Source organism: Methanolinea mesophila, from assembly GCF_017873855.1.
Lineage (GTDB): Archaea > Halobacteriota > Methanomicrobia > Methanomicrobiales > Methanospirillaceae > Methanolinea_B > Methanolinea_B mesophila.
This window is the reverse complement of the sequence record NZ_JAGGKR010000001.1, coordinates 1,308,014-1,330,264: the sequence shown is the minus strand read 5'-3', so window position 1 is coordinate 1,330,264 and position 22,251 is coordinate 1,308,014. Positions and strand designations below refer to the sequence as shown.

17 protein-coding genes are annotated in these 22,251 nt (G+C 53.0%); 7 read left to right on the top strand and 10 right to left on the bottom strand.

Translation table 11 applies throughout. The annotated features are described in order from the left end of the window. Window positions 1–189: 189 nt before the first annotated feature. Window positions 190–2,028 (bottom strand): hypothetical protein, encoded by a 1,839-nt coding sequence (locus J2741_RS06355; RefSeq protein ID WP_209674159.1) that lies wholly within the window; start codon window positions 2,026–2,028, stop codon window positions 190–192. 240 nt (window positions 2,029–2,268) lie between these two features. Here J2741_RS06355 and J2741_RS06350 point away from each other — a divergent pair, with 240 nt between their 5' ends. Further along, window positions 2,269–3,480, top strand: coding sequence for a hypothetical protein (locus tag J2741_RS06350; protein ID WP_245249434.1), 1,212 nt, complete (start codon window positions 2,269–2,271; stop codon window positions 3,478–3,480). Window positions 3,481–3,830: 350 nt separating this feature from the next. Here J2741_RS06350 and J2741_RS06345 read toward each other — a convergent pair whose 3' ends face one another. Together J2741_RS06345 and J2741_RS06340 are read right to left on the bottom strand one after the other, a co-directional pair. Further along, complete coding sequence (locus tag J2741_RS06345; RefSeq protein WP_209674158.1) at window positions 3,831–4,289, bottom strand: LEA type 2 family protein; 459 nt, start codon at window positions 4,287–4,289, stop codon at window positions 3,831–3,833. Window positions 4,290–4,397: 108 nt separating this feature from the next. After that, entirely contained in the window at window positions 4,398–5,681 is a 1,284-nt protein-coding gene (locus J2741_RS06340) for a cation:proton antiporter (protein ID WP_209674157.1), read from the bottom strand. A 186-nt stretch (window positions 5,682–5,867) separates the two neighbouring features. Between J2741_RS06340 and J2741_RS06335 the strand changes: the two genes are divergently transcribed. Next, window positions 5,868–6,536 carry a phosphoribosyltransferase gene (locus J2741_RS06335; protein WP_209674156.1) on the top strand — a complete coding sequence of 223 codons (669 nt, stop codon included), beginning with the start codon at window positions 5,868–5,870 and terminating at the stop codon, window positions 6,534–6,536. Window positions 6,537–6,759: 223 nt separating this feature from the next. On the opposite strand, the gene J2741_RS06330 is transcribed toward J2741_RS06335, so the two are convergent. Beyond that, entirely contained in the window at window positions 6,760–6,927 is a 168-nt protein-coding gene (locus J2741_RS06330; RefSeq protein ID WP_280897442.1) for a DUF1059 domain-containing protein, read from the bottom strand. Between the two features lie 207 nt (window positions 6,928–7,134). On the opposite strand from J2741_RS06330, the gene J2741_RS06325 reads away from it, so the two are divergent. Continuing rightward, window positions 7,135–7,686 carry a hypothetical protein gene (locus J2741_RS06325; protein WP_209674154.1) on the top strand — a complete coding sequence of 184 codons (552 nt, stop codon included), beginning with the start codon at window positions 7,135–7,137 and terminating at the stop codon, window positions 7,684–7,686. 392 nt (window positions 7,687–8,078) lie between these two features. Next, window positions 8,079–10,154 (top strand): PAS domain S-box protein, encoded by a 2,076-nt coding sequence (locus J2741_RS06320; RefSeq protein ID WP_209674153.1) that lies wholly within the window; start codon window positions 8,079–8,081, stop codon window positions 10,152–10,154. A gap of 190 nt (window positions 10,155–10,344) precedes the next feature. On the opposite strand, the gene J2741_RS06315 is transcribed toward J2741_RS06320, so the two are convergent. Further along, window positions 10,345–10,719: a HEAT repeat domain-containing protein gene (locus tag J2741_RS06315; protein ID WP_209674152.1), complete on the bottom strand. Its 375-nt coding sequence runs from the start codon at window positions 10,717–10,719 to the stop codon at window positions 10,345–10,347. A gap of 413 nt (window positions 10,720–11,132) precedes the next feature. Here J2741_RS06315 and eif1A point away from each other — a divergent pair, with 413 nt between their 5' ends. Both eif1A and J2741_RS06305 read left to right on the top strand, forming a co-directional pair. Beyond that, window positions 11,133–11,441 carry a translation initiation factor eIF-1A gene (eif1A, locus tag J2741_RS06310; RefSeq protein WP_209675553.1) on the top strand — a complete coding sequence of 103 codons (309 nt, stop codon included), beginning with the start codon at window positions 11,133–11,135 and terminating at the stop codon, window positions 11,439–11,441. A 1,017-nt stretch (window positions 11,442–12,458) separates the two neighbouring features. Continuing rightward, window positions 12,459–15,962: a VWA domain-containing protein gene (locus tag J2741_RS06305; RefSeq protein WP_209674151.1), complete on the top strand. Its 3,504-nt coding sequence runs from the start codon at window positions 12,459–12,461 to the stop codon at window positions 15,960–15,962. A gap of 26 nt (window positions 15,963–15,988) precedes the next feature. Here J2741_RS06305 and J2741_RS06300 read toward each other — a convergent pair whose 3' ends face one another. Genes J2741_RS06300 through J2741_RS06280 form a run of 5 tightly spaced genes read right to left on the bottom strand, consistent with a single transcriptional unit; the run spans window position 15,989 to window position 19,085 of the window. Beyond that, on the bottom strand, window positions 15,989–16,768 hold the full coding sequence (locus tag J2741_RS06300; protein ID WP_209674150.1) for a DUF7289 family protein: 780 nt from the start codon (window positions 16,766–16,768) through the stop codon (window positions 15,989–15,991). Then, window positions 16,765–17,223 carry a hypothetical protein gene (locus tag J2741_RS06295; protein WP_245249432.1) on the bottom strand — a complete coding sequence of 153 codons (459 nt, stop codon included), beginning with the start codon at window positions 17,221–17,223 and terminating at the stop codon, window positions 16,765–16,767. The genes J2741_RS06300 and J2741_RS06295 overlap by 4 nt, the downstream gene beginning before the upstream one ends. Then, complete coding sequence (locus tag J2741_RS06290; RefSeq protein ID WP_209674149.1) at window positions 17,207–17,575, bottom strand: hypothetical protein; 369 nt, start codon at window positions 17,573–17,575, stop codon at window positions 17,207–17,209. Before J2741_RS06290 ends, J2741_RS06295 begins: the two co-directional genes overlap by 17 nt. Next, window positions 17,563–18,063 (bottom strand): DUF7288 family protein, encoded by a 501-nt coding sequence (locus J2741_RS06285; protein WP_209674148.1) that lies wholly within the window; start codon window positions 18,061–18,063, stop codon window positions 17,563–17,565. The genes J2741_RS06290 and J2741_RS06285 overlap by 13 nt, the downstream gene beginning before the upstream one ends. Continuing rightward, window positions 18,057–19,085, bottom strand: coding sequence for a DUF7287 family protein (locus J2741_RS06280; protein WP_209674147.1), 1,029 nt, complete (start codon window positions 19,083–19,085; stop codon window positions 18,057–18,059). Before J2741_RS06280 ends, J2741_RS06285 begins: the two co-directional genes overlap by 7 nt. Before the next feature lie 620 nt (window positions 19,086–19,705). Here J2741_RS06280 and J2741_RS13110 point away from each other — a divergent pair. Continuing rightward, window positions 19,706–22,240 (top strand): S8 family peptidase, encoded by a 2,535-nt coding sequence (locus J2741_RS13110; protein ID WP_342452269.1) that lies wholly within the window; start codon window positions 19,706–19,708, stop codon window positions 22,238–22,240. Window positions 22,241–22,251: the final 11 nt, after the last annotated feature.

The window sequence follows — 22,251 nt, the reverse complement described above, 5'->3', positions numbered from 1 at the left end:
ACAGGTCCCCCTCTCGCACTACACTTTTACTATAGAGTATAAGAGGCCTGAATCCGCGTTCATTTCAGGTAGTTTTATGGGACGTGTTCATCCGTGAGCCGGAACACTCCACCGGGGACAGTGTCGATATCTCCGGAAAAAACGTTGATTCTCAGGATTCCCGAAAAAGAGGTATTTATGAGTATTTTTTCAGGGGAACGGTTCGTTGAGCCTGGCATAGACCATCTTTGCGACCTTTGCTACCCTGGTCGCGGTTTCTTTCCCGCCGGGTATCGCGTTGGTGAGGTACGCCCCTTTCGCGGCCCTCTTCCCGGCCTCCGCGGGATCCATCCCCATCGCACCGGCGATTGCGGCCGGTACGGTGATGTTCAGGATGGTGTTGCCGATGTACTGCATCTCCTGGATGAGTACGGCCCCGGCGAAGATCGCGGTGCCCATGTCGGGGTTGTCTCTCCCTTTGCCCTTGAGGGCGTAGTCCGGGACCACTTTGGCGGTGAGGTTATCGATGTGCAGGGTCTTCCCGTCTATGGAGATATCGTAGGAGCACTTTGCGTCGAAACCCCAGTATTTCGCGGTGAACTTGTCGGTCCGCCGTGCCTGGGGGGCGATCTCGGTGAATTTGAACACGATCTTCTTCCCGGTGAACGCGGAAAGGACGGCGGAGCCCCGTGCCTCCACGGTGGCTTTCCGTTCCTCGTCAAGCGCCCGGGCGGCATCCTCGATGGATTTCCCGGCCTTCATCATCTCGTATACCGTGGCGGCCCGGCGGTAGATCGCCCGGTCCCGGACCGATTCGCTGGCCAGGACGCAGGCCTGGCTGACCGAGCCGCGGGTGACCTGTTCCGCCTTCCGGGAGATGGTGTTCAGGGCGCAGAGGGCGAGCTCAGGGTCGATGAAGGACTGGAGCTTATAGTCCCGGATTGCCTCCGCGGTCGCGTCTACATCCCCCCCGTGACTGAGAAGCAGGCGGAGGGCGGGGACGGTGTCTCCTGCGAGGTGCCCGAGGGGGACGTTCACCGGCCCGCCGGAGAAGCCCGCACCGATAATGGGAGATTCCTGGAAACAGGCGAATATCTCGTTGGTAGCCATCGACCCGATGACCGAGGGCCCCCCGATGTCCTTCAGGATAAGTCCGAAGTCGCCGACCACCCGGGCCGTGTCGTACTCCTCCCCGGTCCCCCGCATGTGGAGTTTCGCCGGAAGTTTCGCCGCTTCCATGGCCCCCTTTCCCGCAAGGTAGGCCGAGTCCACTTCACCGAACTTGCCGAATGCCTCGCCGAGCATGGCGTCGGGGTGGACCAGCTCCATGGTCACCGCGGCGCCGATAAGCGCGGGCCAGAGCGGATAGGGGGTGGTCCCGGCCCCTTCCATGCTCCTCATGAGCGCCTCGGTCCCTACCCTTGCTGCATTCCGGGCCAGTTCAGGAATATTGTAGTCCTCTCCCAGTGCGGCATGGCCCATGACCCCGCCGCCCGCGACAAATGGTGGAAGCACCGCCCCGTCGAGGGAGGTGAGCTTCTTGTCCATCAGGTTCTGGTAGATGGCCATGTACGCGGGAAAAGACGGGACCCGGTGGGTGAACTTGTTGGTGGTCAGGGCGATGGCGCTCGTCCGGTCCGCCCCGGCGTGCATCCTGGCGATCGCCCCGAGCTTCCGGTTGCCGAGCGGGACACCCGCCCGGGCGCAGCTGCCGGAGAAGTAGGCCAGTGCCGCCACGATAAGCGCCGCGTTTGCCGGCTCCGCACCCGCCCGCATTGCTTCCCGCACCGCTTTCTCGATCACCATGTCCAGTGGGAGCTGGGCCGCGGAGGCATCGACCACCGTCATCCGGTCCATCAGGTGCATCTCGGGGATCCCTACGCTGCAGAAGATGTCCTCTGCGAGCGAGTTGGCCGCGGCAAAGACGGGGATCACCAGGGCGCCGTGCCCCCGGGTCGCCGCCTCCAGCTTATCGTTGGTCATGTAGTCGGGTTTGAAGGTCGTGGCGTGGACGGCTGCCAGAAGGATCTTCTCTCGTTCAGTATCCATGGTTTTTTGACACCTCGATGTAATGAGGTGAACTGGGACTGCCTGCATAAAAAGATGTGGGTAACGTTGCCCGTCGTCAGGCGAAAAGTCCGATCCGGTATCCTGCAACGTTCCGTGACCCGGGCCCTGCCGACCGTCGGGGCATAGAAGGCGGGACCTTCGCCAACCCCGGGGAGGGGGGAGTAACCCGGACCGGGGGACGGTACCCGAAACCCTGATAACGATATCCGGGCTGCTCTTATGCAGGTGCGGGCCGGCCCGAGAGGATGTGACGAGATGGACCAGGATGAGACCATTGCGATTGCCGGGGATATCATGCGGGACTTTGCCCGCGGCACCGGGCTTTCGCCGGAACGGGAGCGCCCCGGGCGCTACCTGTGGACGGACGCGTTCGCGGTGTGCAACTACCTTGAGTTGTTCCGGCAGATGGGGGCGGGGTCCTGCAGGGACCTGGCCCTGGCCCTGGTATACCAGGTGCACCACAGTCTCGGCCGTCACCGGGGGGACGACTCCCGGAAAGGCTGGATCAGCGGGCTGTCGGAGGAGGAGGGAGAAGTCAGTCCTACCCGGGGAGGTCTTCGCATCGGAAAAACGCTCCCCGAGCGTCGCAAAGGAGATCCTCCTGACGATATGCTCGAGTGGGACCGTGACGGGCAGTACTTCCATTACCTGACCCGGTGGATGCACGCCCTCGGGCGGGTCGGGCGGGCGACCGGCGACCCGACGTACGTCCGGTGGGCGATGGAGCTTGCCAGGGCGGCTCACGCAGCGTTTACGTACAACTCCCCGCACGGGGGGAAGAGGATGATGTACTGGAAGATGAGCATCGATCTCTCCTTCCCGCAGGTCGCTTCGATAGGTCTCCACGACCCCCTCGACGGGTTCGTCACCTGCCACGAACTGCAGATGACCACCGCTTCCATGTTCCCTTCCGCAGGACTCCCTGACCTTCGCCTCGAGATCGCGGACTTCGCGGAGATCTGCCGCGGGTCGGTCGTGCCGACGGACGACCCCCTGGGGGTGGGGAGTCTCCTTTCCGACGCTACACGGATCGCCCAGCTCATGGCGGGGGGAGCCATCCGCTCCCCCGGGCTGATCGAGACGGTCCTCAGCGCTGCCCGGACCGGCCTCAAATCGTTCGTGAAGAGCGGGACCCTCCGTCTTCCCGCCACCTACCGTCTCGCTTTCAGGGAGCTCGGGCTCGCGATCGGGCTCTCGGGGGTGAGGATGATCGGGGACTTGATCGAAGAGCGTCCGGGCGTGTTCGGGGAGATGACGTCTCTGCAGCGTCAGGTGGCAGAGCTGGACGAGTATCTCCTCCTGGCCGATACCCTCAGCGAGTTCTGGCTGGACGCCGTAAACAGGGATGCACCCACCTGGAAGGAGCACGAAGAGATAAACAGTGTGATGCTCGCCACCAGCCTGGTTCCCCGTGGATTTCTTACGATATAAAGGGGAATACGGATATTCCCAGGGTTTTTCCGGAGCATTCCCCGGATGCAGGTATGCTGTTTTGGGACCTGGCCGTAGAAGGACCTGCACTACGAGTCGCCTGACGTCCGATCGGAATCGACAATGGTGCTCTTGGATAATCTCCCGAAACCGCGATATCCAGGACCGGCGTGTTCCGGCAAATCCATACTCCCTGATAATGCCCGCCGATTTCCCGATCCAGGCGAAAGGAGGATACTTTCGTGTTCCGGTGCCGGCCATTCCGGACGATCAGCCCCTCACGGGACACCGGGAGAGGATTCGGTCGGCCACCAGGAAAAAGGCCGGAAAGGGGGAAGGGGGAGTCCCCCTTAGAGGGAGACGGTGGTGGTATGGGTGAAGGGGATCTTCGGGCCGAACCCGAGGATGTCGGGGGCGGCGTAGCCCCGGATCTGCAGGGTCAGTTGCCCCTGGCTGACCAGGCTGATGAGCGACTTGCCCAGCTGCACGTTGTTTACCGTGACGGGTATGGTGACTTCGTTCTCGCCGGGGTTGACCCGGACCCCGCTCTGCTCGCCGTGGGAGAGGTATACCCAGTCGTTCCCCTGCTGGTAGTAGACGTCGAACGAGAGGGTCTTGAGGGTGATACCCATCGAATTCGGGTTGTTCACATCGAGGGTCACGTTGAGGGCTATCTCGTTGAGAGAAAACGAAGTGGGCACCACGCTCTTCACCGAGATCTCCGGGTCCTTGAAGAGCAGGCTGCAGCCGGAGACGAACACCCCGGCGGCAAGGAACGAGCACGCCAGGAGGAACAACTGGATCTTCATGTCAACTACTGGATGCTCCGGTGATAATAACGGTTGCCTCTGCCGGTCCCGGAACCGTCGGGAAACCCGGTCCGGTGCCTGAACGGATCGTTTCGGGACGGCCGTACCCTAATCTTCCTTATGGTGACCGAAGATTACGCTCGACCGGGCGGGCACTTCTTCGACCTCTTCCTTCTCCGGTGCTTCAGCGCTCATTCCGGAGACCGCTTTTGCATACCTGCCGATGAGAGGCATGGTAGTGATACCGTGGGCAAAGACGCTCAGTGTCACGGTAGCACCCACCGCGAGGGAGATGGTCCGGGAGAAGGCATCCGATGAGAGCTGCTGCAGGGCGAGGATCAGGAGCACGATGGACGCGAGCCCTCTCGGTCCGAACCAGCCGACGAACCAGCCGGTCTGGGGCCGGAGGTGGGAGCCGGCAAATGAGATCTTCACCGGGATCATGCGGACCAGGGTGAGGGAGATAACCGCGTACGCCACGTACTGCCAGGTCATCCCTGGCAGGAGTGTTGCCATGAAGATACCGAATATGAAGAAGACCGCCAGGATGAGGAGCTGCCCCTCGGCCTCGGCGAAATCTATCACTTTTTTGCCCATCGCCTTCATCACGTACCCGGCGAAGAGCCCCCCGGTGAACGCTGCGATGAACCCGTTCCCCCCGATCTCACCGGCGAGCGCCCAGGTGATGAAGGCGAGCGCGACTAAGCCCAGGCGCTGGTAGGTGGGGGTCATCCATCCCCGTCCGATCGCCCTGCTCATGAGCCACCCCCCCGCGAGACCGATGAAAATCCCGGTCAGGACACCGAGCCCGACCTGCTCGAGAAGGAATGTCAGTATGGACCCGGTGGAGATCGAGAAGATCTCGCTCTCAAGGACCGCAAGGACAATCACGAACAGGGGGAACACGATCCCGTCGTTTAACCCGCTCTCGATGTTTATGGCGTTCCTGATCCGCACCGGGACCAGTCTGTTGTTGACGATCGGGAGGGCCAGGCCGGCATCCGTGGGGGTGAGGATGATCGCGAGGAGCAGGGCCTCGAGGAGGGTGAGCCCGGGGAAGAGGAATGCGGCACCTGCCATTCCCGCGACGATGGTAAGCGGGAGGCCGATCGCCAGGAGGCGGGCGGGGATGGAGACGGTTCCCCAGTGCCGGGGCAGGTTGATGCGGGCGGCGTCGGTGAAGAGTGTAAGGACCAGGGTAAGTTCAACCAGGATCAGGACGAGGTCCTGTCCGAGACCGTATTCCGGGGCGACATACCCTGCGCTCCCGGTGAGGAGGCCGGCGATGACGAAGACCATGGGAGCGGTGATCACCATCCGTTCGATGCGGTGCGAGATCAGCCCGAATGCCAGCACCGCGAATGAGAACACCAGGATATAGACCTCGATCACAAGAACGGCCCCCTACGGACTTCGTATCAGTACAGTAGTGTAATGGAGTCCGGGAATATATCTGCACCCGGTCCGCCGGCCACCTCCCAAAGACCTGGCAATGGACGCCCGGGCACCCGGGTGAACGGGGGGCAGCCGGGGGCCGGGGAGGGTACTTCAAATATTTTGGAGGGCAGAGGGGGGGTGATGATCCCCGATGAATTTCCCTGCGAACTGGTGACCTGGCAGGACAGCTACGAGATGGCCCGGACGCTTGCCGGCATGGTCAAGGAGGACTGTTACGCCCCCGACATCGTGATCGCCGTCGGGCGCGGCGGGTACGTGCCCGCCCGGGTGGTCTGCGATTTTATGCTCCAGGACATGCTCACCAGTTTCAAGATGGAGCACTGGGGAAGCGCAGCGAGAGAGAAACCGGAGGTCAGGGTACGGTTCCCGATCGCGGTGGATATCAGGGGGCAGAAGGTCCTGGTGGTGGACGATGTCACCGACTCCGGGGAGACGTTGCAGTACGCGATCAAATATCTGCAGGGTTTTTCGCCCCGGGAGATCCGGACGGCGGTGCTCCAGCACAAGTCAGGATCGGTGTTCCGCCCGGATTATTTCGCCCGCGAGGAGAAGGAGTGGCGGTGGATAATCTACCCGTGGGCGGTCCACGAGGATGTAGTGGGTTTTTGCGGGCGGATCCTGGAACGCGAGGTCCTCACCTCCGGGCAGCTGGCGGAAGCCCTGTTCCGGCAGTACCGGATCAGGGTCTCCCCCGTTGCGGTGAACGATGCGCTCGAAGACCTCCTGGCCGGTGCGGAGATCGGAAAATCCGGGGAACTCTATGGGAAAAAGCTCATCGGCCCGGTCTGACAGGCTGGGCTAGACCCCAAACCACGTGAACCCGGGCGGTCTCATGATCGCAAAGGGAGCCGGTCGGGTGCCAGGCAGTCAACCTACGGATAAAGATACCAGGGATTGCAGGAATTGACCCGATTGGGTGAAGGAACGCTATAGCTTCGTTAAGGGTGAATACTTCACAATGGGGATCTTTGGTGGGGGTTCCGGCCGGAGTGCCCGGCCGATACCACCTTGTTTACTTGATGGTCTTCTTGATCTTCATCCACATATCCTTATCAAGGGTCTTGATATTGTGGACGCTTCGTGCATGGTCCGCGATCTTCTGCTCGAGCTCCGCCTCTGTTGGAGCGGAAGTCTCGAAGGGGCAGTCCATTCCGATGTTTTTGCATTTGAATGACGGCATGATAACTCGCCAGGTCGATAGTGGCTATCGCACTATTTATATATTTCCACCCCGGATGACCGCATCCCGCGTTTTCCGGGTCCGGCCGTTTACTGCGGATTCGGTATCCCGTCACTGGTCAAACGGGAAAATACTCCGGTGGCATTCCCGGATAAGACGCACCCTCCCGCAACCATTTACTGGTTTTCGCTCCCATGGTGGAGGTACATGGGAGATCGGAAACCCGGGCTACTCACCCCCCGCCTGAGCGCCCGGCAGCTGGCAGTGGCCCTGGCATTCGGCATCGCCGCCGCCGCCACCCTCTTTACCTCTATCTCCATCCCGCTCGGCCAGGGGATGATCGCCGAGCCGAGCGAGATATTCGTGACCCTCGGGTCGGCGTTTTCCGGGCCTTACGGAGGGCTTATCGTAGGGTTTCTCCAGGGGGTCCTCTATGCCCCGGAGCGGAACATCCCGTCCCACATGCTCGCCGGGTTCCTGTGGGGTGCCTGGTATGCGGTGATCTGGCGGTGGACCATAAAGTCCGGCGGCGGGAGATGGACACGCGCAGCGTTGTGGATGGCCTCGCTCCCGGTGTATTACTACGTCTTCCTCCTCCCCCTCCACCAGGGGATCGCCTCGCTGACGCTCGGTGTTCCCTTCATCCCCCTCTATGTCGGGACCGCCGTGGCGATACTCCCCGAGGTAGCGGCAACCCTGGTGGTCACCTCGCTGGTGATCGCCCTGCTTCCAGAGAAGTACGCAAAACCGGTCGAATGAACCGGCCGGATTTCCCGGGGGCAGGGCACGCAGCCCTGTCTCCTTGTCAATTGTGCAGCTCCAGTCGTTTCTGAACATTTTCCGGCTCTTACGGGTTTCGGGGCTCAAGGAGGTCGTCAGAGGTTCGGGTACCCCGCGTTACCGGAATGGAACACCCGGACCGGGAGCGATAAAGAGTTTTTCGCCGGCTTCTCCCCGTCTCCTTCAGTCACCCGGGTCAGGGGGGGGATCGAACGGATTCTGACGCATTTCGTGGCGGTATCCCGGGAAAATAAGGTTGAAAGGTGTTATTTTGTTTATGGATCGGGACTACAGTCACCATTAAACCATAGGCACTCCAACCACTTCCGTACGAATCTATGGAGGACCCGGGCCGGTCCCCCCCTGCCGCGATGACGGAATCTGCCGGAGATCTCCCGAAAAAGGAGAACCGCCGGATCTCTACGCTGCTTACCCGCCGTGGGGGACTCATCTTCCTGCTGATCATTCTTCTGGTCACCTTCGGGACCTTTACCTATGCCTACCAGCAGGCGACCAACCAGGTAAAGGAGGAGACCCGCCACGAGCTGATCACTGCGGCGACGCTGATCGCCGCCCGGGTCGACGGGGACCGGGTGGCCGCACTTTCACCCGGGGACGAGGGCACCCCGGAGTTCATTGCGCTCCGGGACGAGCTGGCCCGGGCACGGGATGAGGTCCCGTCGATCCGGTTCGCCTATATCATGCGCGAGGAAGCGGACCGTGTGGTCTTCGTGGTGGACGCGGATTACGGAACCGCCCCAGATGCGGCGAAGATCGGGCAGGTGTATCCAGACCCGCCCCCCGATATGCGGGAAGGGTTCGTCCGCCCTTCTGCGGACCGCGACTTCACCACCGACCAGTGGGGGAGCGTGCTCTCCGGATACGCTCCGGTACGTGCGGATGACGGGACCGTCACCGGCCTGGTCGGGGTGGACATGGACCAGTCGCTGGTGGTGGAGCGAAGCCGGTTCATGGGATGGACCGCTTTCTTCGGAGTATTCGCCATTATCCTGATCGCCGCGGGCGGTGTGGTGTATTTCGAACGGTTGCGGGGGAAGAAGGACCGGGAGCTTGAGGCGAGCGTGGAACGATACCGGGCGTTCTTCTCCACATCCCGGGACAGCGTGTTCATCACCTCGAAGGAGGGAGGCTGGATCGATGTCAACAAGGCGGCGGTCTCACTCTTCGGGTACCGGGACCGGGAGGAACTGATGAAGACCCCGGTGATCGATATCTACGCCGACCCGGAGGAAAGGGCCCGGCACCTCTCGGTCATCGATTCCCGGGGGTACAGCGTGGAGTACCCGGTCCTGCTGCAGAAGAAGGACGGGACGCGGATCCATGCCCAGATCACCAGTGTGGCGAAACGGGACGGGACGGGGAAGATCACGGGGTACCAGGGCATCATCCGGGACGTCACCGCCGAGGTGCATGCGAGGGAGGCGCTGGAGAACAGCGAGCTGCGGTACCGGACGTTCATAGACTCCATGAACGATATGGCCTTCCTGAAGGACCCGGACCACCGGTACGTGGTGGCGAACGCCGAGCTCCAGCGGTTTTTCGGGCTCCCGGAAGCAGGAATCGTGGGAAAGACGGACTTCCAGCTTATGGAAGAGGGTGCGGCGGAGAAATGCGTGGCGTCCGACAACGAGGCCCTGGTCTCGGAAAAGCCGGTGATCACCGAGGAACGGGCCGGCGACCGTATCTTCGAGACCCGCAAGTTCCTCGTGCGTCCTGAGCACGGCACGATCTTCATCGGGGGGTACATCCGTGACGTGACCGAGAGCCGGAACGCGGAGCTCGCCATGCAGGAGAGCGAGGAGAAGTTCCGTGAACTGTTCAACAACGCGGGCGACGTGATTTTCCTGCACGAGCTGAATGCGTGGGACGCTCCGGGGAGGTTCATCGAGGTGAACAGGGTCGCATGCGAGCGGCTCGGGTATTCCAGGGAAGAGTTCCTTACGATGACCCCGGAGGATATCGATGCCCCGGGGACCCGCGACCACGTCCCTGCCGTGATGCGGGAGCTTGCCAAAAACGGGCATGCCACGTTCGAGGGGGTTCACGTAAAGAAGAGCGGCGAGCAGGTCCCGGTTGAGATAAGCGCCCATATTTTCGAGTTCCGGGGGCGGAAGGTGGTCCTCTCCATCGTCCGGGACATCACCGAGCGAAAGATATTCCAGGAAAAACTCGCTGAGAGCCTGGACCAGATCTCCCGGAACATGGTCCAGTTTGCGGTCTTAAACGACCAGATCAGGAACCCGCTCCAGGTGATCATGGGAGAGATGATGCTCGACCGGGAACCGGACCGGAACCGGATCCTGGACCAGATCGCAAAGATCGACGGGCTGATCAGCCGTCTGGACCGGGGATACCTGGAGTCCGAGAAGGTCCGTGAGTTCCTCCAGCGGCATTACGGGCTGAAGGGCGAGCGTAAAGACCGCTGACGGACGCCCGGGTCCGACCATCGCGGCATCGCGGCCGGATGGAAATAGCAGTCCCGCTCCGGGCTGACGGTGTGGGGAGACGTGGTGATGCGACCCCGGGCGGGATAGTCCGGCAGACTGACCGGTCCCGAATTACAGGAAAGAAACTGAAAAAGTTCAGAACAGGAGATGCTCCGTCTCCTGTGAATTCTTATCCCCGGATCTTTTCCAGGGCGGCGCGTGCCGATTTGCTTACCCTGCTGTCGGGATCTTTCGCCGCTTTTTCAAGCGCTCTTTCGGCGTTCTTATAATGCATGTTCCCGAGTGCTCGGGCGCACGCGTTCCGCACGATATCGTCGTCGTCCGAGAGGCATCGGACCAGCGGCTCCGCGACCCGGGGATCGTTCAGGGATCGGATCCCGGAAGCGACCGCCTCCCGGATGTACCACTTCTCGGTCCGGAGCCTTGAGAGCAGGTGGTTAAGAACCTCGGGATCGCGGATCTGCCCAATCCTCCCCACGGCCTCCTGGCGGACCGTCCAGTCGTCGCTCTTAAGGTCGTGCAGGATCCGGGTCACTTCATCCATGCGGGGTCCACCCCCGGGAGGAACTGACGGTATACGCGTAGCGGCAGCAACATTGACTGCAGTACATTCATTTCATAAATTATAAATAATTCGTGGTAGGAAAACGGGTTCCTGATCGGGAAAGACCGGGAGCCGGACCTGGCATTCTCCCGCCGGCGGACTGGAAATGCCCCTCCGGGCATATTTATAAGGTTTTTCATCCTCAAATCCCCTCCCGGGACAACTATCCGGTCCATTAAGGAGAGAATAACGGACGGAAATCCGGAAAATCACGCAGGATAATACTATAAGCTGGTACAACAAATGTATACCACTTGCAGTAACTGATGCTGATACGAGTGAAGGTTTGCAGTAGCTGATGCTGATAAGAACGAGGACGCACGGGAGATGTTGTACTGACCGTTAAGAAATTTATCACCGACCAGAGCGAGGAGAAGAACGAGTCCGGGGAGATCATCCGGGTTCGTCTCCCGAAGAAGAGAAACCGCGAGATTTTCGCAATTGCCGAACTTATGATGGGGGCCAATCACATCCGGGTGAAATGTGGCGACGGTGTCACCAGGATGGGCCGTATAAAGGGGAAGATCAAGAAACGTGTCTGGATACGCGAAGGAGACATCCTCATCGTGATCCCGTGGTCCTTCCAGGACGACAAGTGCGACATCATCTACCGCTATACCGGGCCCCAGGTGGAGTGGCTCCGCCGGGCCGGGTATTTGTGAAATAATCCGGGACCACTTTTTTAATTTACTCAATAAATTACGTTATTTTTTTGAAATATCCGATTTTTGCAGTTGCGCTTTATCCAGTTCATGAGCACGGCGCCGACTACCGGGCCAGCTCACTCGCACACTCTTTGCAACGCTTCTCCGGTATTTTTCCGGTTCATTACTCCCTCTCTTCCGGAACTTCCCTTTCTGTGCAACAGCACCCTTCGCAACCGTCCCTCAAATAACCCTGTTACGGCCTCCGATTTACCTCGGCCCTTGCCTTCCACCGGAATAACAGCTCACTCATATGGAAAATATCGATTAATTCGACTATTTAAGAAAAATGAGATAAATTCTTGAAGATAATTGTATCCTTTTATTCGATTCACATCAAGGGGTTCGTTCGGAGGTAATCTCATATGGCCTTCCCCATCAGATATCATCTCCGTCAATTCGCACTCCCCTAAAAATCAGGCATTTCCACGATTTTCCAGGGGAAATACGGATCATCCTGATGCCATTATCCCTCATAATGGTCCCCCAGATTACCCCGTTACGGCCCCCGATTTGCTTCTACCCTCATACTCCAACGGAACAACAGCTCACCCGACTGGAAAATATCGATTAATTCAACTGTTTAGGGGAAATAAGGTGAAAGCTTGAAGATAATTGTGGCCTTTTATTCGATTTATATAACGGTGTTTTTTTGAATGTATTCGCATATGGCTAACCTGCAGGACCAAGGTTCTCGTTAATCTGCACATGCCTGAAATGCCTGGAATTCTACGGTTATATGAACGAATTTTGGAAAGCGATATCAGCTCCCTTCTGTGTCTAACTAAACTCCGGGGGAGTAACCCCGTCGATCCAAATACCGGTAATAATCCCGGACTCCTTTTATTACTTTAAACGAAATAAAGAGGTATTTCAAGAAAATATCCGTATATCATTGAATTTTCAGCTTTATTGATATCCATATTTATATATATCTAGGAAACCGAATCTCAACTTACTAAGGGGGTTCTTCCGATGAACGCAAAGGTGGCTATAGTACTGATATTAATCTCGCTGATCTGCGTCCCGCTGGTGGCGGCGGAGCAGACGAGTCTTCTTGTCACTGTGAATAACGATTTCCTTACAGTAAACGGAAATCCGGCTACAATTTCAGTCCTTGTTAAGGACCAATCAACCGGCAATCCGATTCCTGGAGTTCCAATCCATTTTTCCGTGAATAATCCTTCTTTAGGTGAGCTCTCTCCACTTGATACCTCGACCGGGATCGATGGGTATGCACAAACCGTTTTCACGCCGAATAGTCTTACAGGAACAGCTGAAGTTACTGTCAATGCCTCTCCTTATGGGTACTGGTCTGGGAAATTGTATATCCAAGGATACCCCGACACAACTTTAATTGGATCTCCCAGGTGGGTAATTGCAGGTGACACTTCACATCCCTCTACTTTGGTATTTACTGCCACCAACCAGAGTAATCCTGTTCCGATGTTAGATATTTCATACACATTATCCGACTCAACAATGGGGGTGCTGAACCTTTCGACTGCGAAAACAAATTCTCAAGGGATTAGTGTCGTTAAATTCACGCCATCAACAAAAAGTGGAAATGTTACTATCAATGCGACTGCAGTATACCGAGAAGGAGAGAATACACATCTGGTTTCAAAAGAATATCTCCAGCGAATTGATCATAATTTCCCGTACAAATTTGATTCGCCTGACTATCCCGATTACCAATCCGAAGTGCAGGTTGCAAATACCACCCCAATTATTGTCAGAATGCTTGACCAGTATGGAAATGTGATTGACAGCAAGAGGGAAACCGATGAGGGTAGAACCCCCGAAGAGGTGTTTTTTTCCGTAGAGTCTTCACCGTCACTGGGATACTATCCACATATGGCAAAAGTCTGGGATGGATCGTACTTTTTGCAAAATGCTACATTTGCAGTAAATGAATCGGGAATTGCAGAAACTATCCTCCAAGTTGATGCCAAACCGGGAATTAATTATGTTCTTATACGACCCCTAGTCACCACAGTAGCAGATAAGTATATCCAGGTTGTTGGAGTCGCGACAGGAATACCGACAAGAATTGTAGGTTATGTTCTACCAGTTGGTGAAGCGGGGAATAATCCATGGGTATACACTGGTACCGATCCTTCAGATGATTCAAGAAAATTTACACTTACATATCATGTAACAGATGAATTTGGGAATGGACTTCAATTGGAACCAATTGAGATATCCATACTGGCTGGTGCTGAAAGAGAAGATTATGTAATTGTGACTAATGCCACGGGGTATGCCTCATTCCAATACGGACCCCGATCGATGGCTATAAGGGATGTCGTTGTTAATGCGGTTCCGGCTGATAACAGGAATGTTACTGCAAATCCGATCATGCTTGATTTCATCAGCACGGATCCCACGAACCTTATTATTACTGCAAATCCACAAACTATGGCCAGCTTGGATGTAAAATCAACTGCCGTATCCCAGATAAAAGCCAAAGTTATTAACGACGCAGGTGATGGAGTATCAAATGAGTCGGTTACATTCTCAATTAGCAATATTCACTACGATGAATCCTATTCTGTAACCCAGGCTCCGTACCTAGAATCGAGTTCGGCTGTTACTGATGAAAATGGCTATGCAATCGTGAATTTCAAACCGGGAAAATTCACCACGACATATCCAAACTATGATTCTACCGCTACTGGGCATTGTTACGTAGTTGCTACTTGGACCAACCCTTCAGGGGTTCAAGTTAACAAACAAGTCGAGGTTACATGGAAAAATTATCCATATCTTAATGTCTTGACATTCCTCGACAAGGAGACGGTAAATGTTTCAGATACTGTACAGGTGACGGTAAGACTCGTTGGTGACGGTTATAAAATGGAGAAAAAACCGATCGACGTGATCATATGCCATGATCGTTCTGGGAGTATGCTCAAGGATAACCCGGATAGAATGGTTTCTGCAATGGCTGCAGCGGTCTCATTCGTACAAAATACTGTTGATCAGGATCGGAAAGGTCTAGTTTCGTTCGGAAATTACGGAACAACGAATATTTACAACTATGACCAGCATTATTGGGCTGGAATCGATCAGAAGTATGTTTGTTATCAGGACTGCCATACAGTATGCTGGTGGTGGTATTGCTGGGATGAATGTGATGATGTCTGTGAGTGGCAGAACTGGCATGATGATGACACTACATATATAACAGCACATTACCCGGGAAATAATAGGTATTACTCTGATTATGCGACTGTAGATACGAATCCTGCACTTGATTTTGATTCAACGAATGTGACGAATGCAATTAATCGGTTAGTACCTATGGGAGGTACTCCACTAAGATACGGTTTATACAAATCGATAAAGGAAATTAACAACAACCCAAGAGATGGGGCTGTGAAAGCAATTATTCTGATTACAGACGGGGATTATAACTGGTATGGAGATCCATTGGCCAGAGGAATCGGTTATACAACCGCTCAGAAATCTGTAACCTCATATACGGACAGAACGCAGGATTATACAAGATTTGGGGATTTGACCAATCAAAACCTCTCTAGGGTCGCATATGACAATAATATCAAAATCTATACCATCGCATTTTCAAGTGATATTTCCAGCTGGACAAATAGTACCCTAAAAACTTTAGCGGAAGGAACCGGTGGACGACACTATGTCGCACCCACTGGATCCGATTTGTTGACAATTTATGATCTTATAGCCGGACAGCTCAGGGAAGAAGCCGGGGTAAATACCGAGATGGGGATTGATTATGGAACCGTAGAGGTAAATACGCAAATCCTTCCAGGATCGGATGTCCTGGATTACATAGCAACTGAACCCCTTTCCACAAATACGACTAAATACAACTCGAAACTATTAACGACCGAGTACGATTGGATTGACCATACATCGAGTTGGGAAACAGACCAGAGTTTCCCCTTCAACATAGGGACGATGTATCTCAATGACTGGTGGGAAGCGAAGATGACATTCCGGGTCAATATGAGCGGAAACATCAAGTTATTCAACAATTCAGTTCCTGCTGTATGGTTTGACACCGTTGATGACGGACGCCAGTCATTGCCTCTGCCCGACACCTATCTCTTTGCCTCTTTGTTACAAAGTGAGGGGGCAGGCTATGGCACCTTCAATGAAACAGAGTTCGAAGTGACAAATATAGAAAATACTCTCTACGAATGGACCTGGCAGCGAGATTACACGGGGGACCTCCCGTTGAAAGAGCAGTATTTCGTCTCGGTCGATGGAGGGCATACTTGGACACAGGTAGGAGAACGAATTTTATCCCCGGAAGAAGCCCGAGATGAAAATACTGGCAAATTCCGATATGATATCCGTGACCTTATTACTCCCGGAGTTCCGGTCACAGTAGATTTCAGATTGACAGGAAGGGCTATCGATGCACCCTCACCGCAAAGGGTTCAGGAAGAAACGACATTCAACCAATCGGGGATATACATTCTTCTTCAATAAACTCTGTTTTTTAGCGAAAATATGGGTTATAGTGACAAAACTGTGATTTTATACTGTTTCACCACAAGCTTGTTTACATTTGGGATATCGACAGTGGGATTGGGGGTTGATTCAAAGGTATTAAAATAATTCTTCCATGCGGTGTTATAGTCCCCATAAAGATCGCTATAGGTAATGTGGACTGTTTCGGAAGGAGAAAAAGGATATTCATCCTGTTTTTCTTCCGTAAGAATCAGTCTAACCGTGCTGATACCACTGTTAGTTAGAGCGTTGGTTGAATATACTGAGGTAATGGGAACGACCAATGTTCCTGATGTAGAATCAAAAAACCATCGAGGTTCTGACATCATGGTGGAGCCCCCTCCAGATTGATCTAATTGCCATTTCACAACAGCTCCATTCTGAAGACCGATGATAACAGGTTCATTTTCAGATTGGTATTTTATCTGTCCTATTTTAGTATCGGGGAGAATCGTGGAGGTTTGATTAGTAATTCTGAAAAATTTATTATTTAATTCGCTTCCATCGTCAGACGATACGACCGATAATGTTCCTCCTGCCACCTGAATTGTAGTCTCCTGATAAGGCACACTCTTAAAAGCCATCGTATTAACGTCAGTCTGGAGCACGATCATAGTCTTTTCCATGTTTCTTATGTTTGCTTCTGCTTGTTGAGCCATCAATGCTGGGTATCCATAGAGCGTAACAAGCCCGATACCGGTTATCACAATACCAAGGATTAGGACAAACCCAATGGTCTCGGACACTGCACAATCTTTCATCTGCCCGGATTTTCTGTTTTTCATGGAAATGCCTCTGATCTATACGTTATTTGGTTAAGACCATGCCCGGTTGTATATCCCCCTGTTCGGAGGGTTGACCCGATTCCTGCGAGAGACACATTACGGCTCAATGTGTCCTTAAAGACACTCACCTGATCTCCGGTCGCGCCTGTTCCAATTAATACGAAATATTCCTCTCCAGCGACGTCATCCGGTATGTCAAATTTTGTGGTAATATTGCCTCTATTCGGGGCAATGACGTAGAGGTCGACGATTCTAGTGCTAACGCCGTTTCCAATGTCAATGTAAGAATATTCTTTCAAATGCTGAATTGGGGGAGAAATGATCCCAGCGGTCAGCGTAATGGTCATTATTACCATAAGGACGAGCAGGATGCCACTAATAATCAGATATTCATGCATCGTAGTGACCGCATAATCTTTGTATGGGCCCCCTTCCCTGCTAGTAATTCTCTTCATACGTCTCATTATAAATCGTTATCCCGTTGTTGAAGTGAATGCTGATGAACTCAGTGCGAGATACACTGTCTGTTCGATTCTCTATTACGATAACGGCATTCTGTTTTTGGAGTGCTATTGATACAATATCATCTTTTAAATTCGTGTCATTCACTAAACCCCTCTCTTTCAGTGACATGATTTCACTTCTTAAGTCCTGAATATCATTTTTCGAAAATTCAAGGACACTTTCAGAGGTGGTTTGTCCTACCAGCGCAGATTGACTAACAATAATCGCGAGAATGAAAATACTGATACTGATCACAAATCCCATCAATACAATCCACTGCCCTTCGTCGTTCAACCTCGCCATATGAGCACCTCGAACAAGACGACTTGGTTTTCATTTCTCATTCCCGGGATTGATGAGCCATCGATAGTAACCCAGCGGCTGACCTTCATCGCCTTTTCCCGAAGATATTCCGGTCCATAAAAATTCACAGTTCTGAGGTCGCCATTAACATCCCTATGGGTAATAGTCGCATTAAATTTCATCGAATCCCACTCCCCGCTCGTGGTGCTATTTATGATTTGGGAAAAATTTTGTGCGAAAAGAGCTCCTCTATTGGGATCCGACGATTCAATCTGGGTCTGGAGCATGCTTTTATCCATCCAGCTATCTGGCGTATCCATTATGGCCAATGCATCGTTTCCCAGCTGTTCGAGTTGCATGTCGATTATATGGACATCCTGTGGCGTGATCACTGTTGTACTGCTAATAACGAGATAGGCAGTGACGATCATCAAAATTCCCGCAGCAACCCCTTCAATTGTGTAGAGCTGGCCAATATCATTTACCATACACTGACCTCCATCACTGCAGGTTCGGGCGGGAGTAATAACGCTGTAGTATAATTGAAAATGTAAGGATAATCAAAAGTAAATATGGAATTATCGGTATTCAGGCTTATTGCAACTTTACTATACTGATCTAATCCAATACGCTTGAAAAATCCGTCTTCAATGATAATACGAGAATTATTCGTCAAGGCTTTGGTGGTCCAGTCTGGTTCAGCAGTAACACTGTCGATATACAGGCGCAAAGTTGGAGAATTTGCTGGAATTGGAATGCAGGTGGGGCTTCCACCTCCAGTGGGATATACACAAACACTAGGGGGTTGAGTGAAATGCGTGTTTGCCACGGTAATATTGCTAAATGAAATGTTGACCTCTTCATTTAGGGGATCAATTCTATACAGTTGATTAGGCAAAATATAGAGTGTACTGAAATCCATCTCTATTGCAGTGAAATTGAGCGAATTAGAGGTTGTTTCAATCTGCATTTGTGCACCCGATTGTTTTATATCCACGGCTCGGCGAATGTATCCAGTTTTTTGATGTAAAGGCACAGGATCCCCAACACTCTTGACAGTTGTTTGGTCAAGTTTTCTCAAACTGATATTGAAATTATAGGGATAATCTCCAAAAATAAGTTTATTTTTGTATTCTGAAGGATAGCAAAGCTGGTCCCCAGAACAAGACCCTGTTGTGTAAGTAAAAAATTTATCAACCTTTTCCTGTTGGAGAATTCCGGGATATCCTCGGGCTATTGAAAGGCCCAGACGCTTCAACGAGTCTCTTTGTTCGGGATAGGAAAGATCGAGAAGATTCCATGTCCTTGGTTGTCCCGGGTCCTCCACTAACACAACACTCGTCCTGTATGCAACGGCGTCGTAATCTACAGTACGGCTCTGAAGGCTCACCAGCAGCCCGGACATCATGGTGGCGACGAAGATGAATGCAATCATGAAAATCGTAAATCCTACGATGAAGTCAATAGAGAGGTTTGCATCTTCGGGGGAGATTGCCCGGCTACCCGGCATATAAGTAAATTTTATTGAAAGGCTCCATTATAAACAATTGTATTAGGCCATTGATACATTGAAAAAAATAGATAAAATGGGTATTTTTCATTTTCTTCTGTGTTCGGAAGGTAAGGTCACATATATTCTTTTATTAAAAAAATTTGGATAAAAAATCCATTTAGAATTGAAAATACTTGAAATTAAGGCAGTTGTATGGGTTATAATGTTGAATGAAACATAAAATAAAAATATTCTAATACTCGGAATAGGTAACCATAGTTGTCTAGGGGGTATTTTTCACGAAATATTATTTTTTAGCTTTTTTCTTTTTAGTATTATTTTCAAGTATTATTGGAAACGTTGGTGCAAATTCGATTAAAGATAACGCTGGACAGTTGCCACTGAAAAATTTCACATTGGATAAATCCCTGAAGAGTTATTTCTCTACGGATCAGGAAAAAGCGGTTCGGCTTGACAGTTTCGGAATCGAAAAAGAACCTGAAACATGGCGATCTAAACTATCATTTCAGCTATTGCAATTGATTGACAATTCAACAAGTCCATCTGCATTCGGAAATGGATCGCCAAGGATCCAACTCGAAAGTCAACTCCTATTGATTCCAGCCCACCAGGCTATCATGGATAATCTGTCGTGTGACAAGGATCTGGTTCTGGTAGAAGTCCAGTTCGACCCCTCCTTTCCCAAGACCTTGTCTCAGACCGATTTATTCGCGATTGTTGATCAGGATTTCACAAGTGGGATTGTTATCGCGTATGTGCCGCTCGAAAATATCGAGTCGTTGGCGAAGCAGGATGTAATTGCTTTCATAAAATTTGTTGTTCCATCTATCCCTCATGTCGGATCAGTTACTTCCGAAGGAGATGGGATCCATCATGTCTCTGATGTGAGATTGAATACCCCATTTCGTGGAACCGGGATAAAAGTCGGTGTGATTTCAGACAGTGTTGATCATCTAGCAAATGCGCAGGCAACCGGTGATCTTCCCTCTAATGTACATGTCTTGAGGAATTCTAACCCGTTCGCTCATACCGATGAAGGAATCGCAATGCTTGAGATTATCCACGATCTCGCACCCGGAGCAGAGCTCTATTTCCACGACGGCGGTGGGAGCTCCACAGGTTTCAACAATGCAGTGAATGCCTTGAGGGATGCAGGGTGCGATATTATTTGTGATGATCTTACATTGCCGGACCAGCCGTCATTTGAGGACGGAGCGGTAGCCACAAATGTGAAAAATATCCTCAGTTCTAATGACATTGTCTATGTCACTTCTGCAGGAAATCTCGCGGGAAATCACTATCAGGGCTATTTTTACGATCAAGGAAATCATTTTCATGATTTCAGCAGTGGAAGAGAACTCGAGAATAAAGACCTGTATTTCGCGCTCGGACCAGGAGGAGTGGCGACGGTTGTGCTGCAATGGTCCGACAAATGGGGGCAATCTGGTAATGACTATGATTTAGGTATTTTTGATGAATACGGTAATCTGGCAGCAGCCTCCACCGAATATCAAAACGGGAACGATAATCCTCTGGAGATCTGCATTATACAAAATATCGACCCGAGTCAGACTCATTATTGTACAATTGTTGTAGAAAAAACTGGGGTTTCACAAGATAAATATCTTGAAGTGTTTGTCATGACTTCCGGATCGGCGTATGTTAACCCTTTCAATATGATTCCTTCCGATTCAATTTTTGAACATGCAGCGGTGAATGAGGTTATCGCTGTGGGGGCGATCGACAGTCAGGATCCGGGGAATAACGATATTGAACCGTTCTCCTCACAAGGACCGGTCACCATTATGTACCCCAATAGGGAAACCCGGATAAAACCCGATATCTGTGGAATCGATAACGTAAGAGTCACCGGGGCAGGCGGGTTCTCAAATCCCTTCAGGGGAACAAGTGCATCGGCACCTCACGTTGCGGGAATTTCAGCCCTGATCTGGAGTGCGAATCCATCGATTCCTGCGAATGAGATCAGGTCGGCGCTTCTTTCATCGGCCACCGATCTCGGTGTACCCGGAAATGATCCGGTGTTTGGGCATGGACTTGCGAATGCCGCAACCATGCTCTCAATTGTTTATACTCCCACTCCCACCCCCACTCTCACAACCCCCACCCCCACTCTCACAACCCCCACCCCCACTCTCACAACCCCCACCCCCACCCTGACCCAGACCACGCAGCCGACCACCACGACCATTACCCCGACCACCATTTCCACGACCGCAAACCCTAACGAGGTCCCACCGATGGAGCTGTGGGGACAGGTAACCGATGGCGGTGCTGCTGCCCCTGAGGGATCCATAATCCTGGCAAAAATCGGAAACGATGAGAAAGCAAGGATTTCACTCGTATCCGCCGGGAGATACGGAGGATCGGGGGCCTTCGATCAACGGCTGAAGATCGTGCTCACCCAGGCCGAGATCGCTGCGGGATACCCGGAGATCTCGTTCTGGATGAACGGAAAGGAAGCGAGAGAGAAGGTCCGGTTCAATCCCGGAAGCAGCCAGCAGCTGGACCTGACGTTTTCGCCGTCGCTGACCAGCCCGACGCCGACCCAGAGTCCTACGGTGACGGCCACCATCACGACCACGGTCACCCCAACGCCCACAGCCGGGCCTGCCGAAATAACCCTTGACCTCCATCCCGGCTGGAACTTTATCTCAACCCCGAAAACCCTGAAATCCGGGTATGATACCGCAAAGGTGGTGTTCTCGCAGGTAAATACCCAGGCGCATTCGATCTACCGGTACGATACCCCGTCGCAGTCATGGGCAGCACTCGGGGCGGACGACCAGGTCCGGCCGCTCGAAGGGATATGGGTCTATTCGGCACAACACACACAGATAAACCTGAAATTCAAGAACGATCCCGTGCAGACTCCCCCGACGAAACCCATGTACAAGGGATGGAACAGTATCGGGTTCTCCGATACGACTCCCGCATCCGCGAAGGATTCGCTCTCCTCGATCAGTACTATCTGGTCCATAGTCCTGGGCTTTGATGCCGAATACCAGTATTACGAGCCGTCGATCATTAACGGGGGGAGCGGGAGTCACAGCGATCTGAATTCGCTCTCTCCCGGTAAGGGCTACTGGGTGTTCACGAACGGACCGGGGACCCTGGCGGCAATAGGTGTGTGAGGACAGGTCTC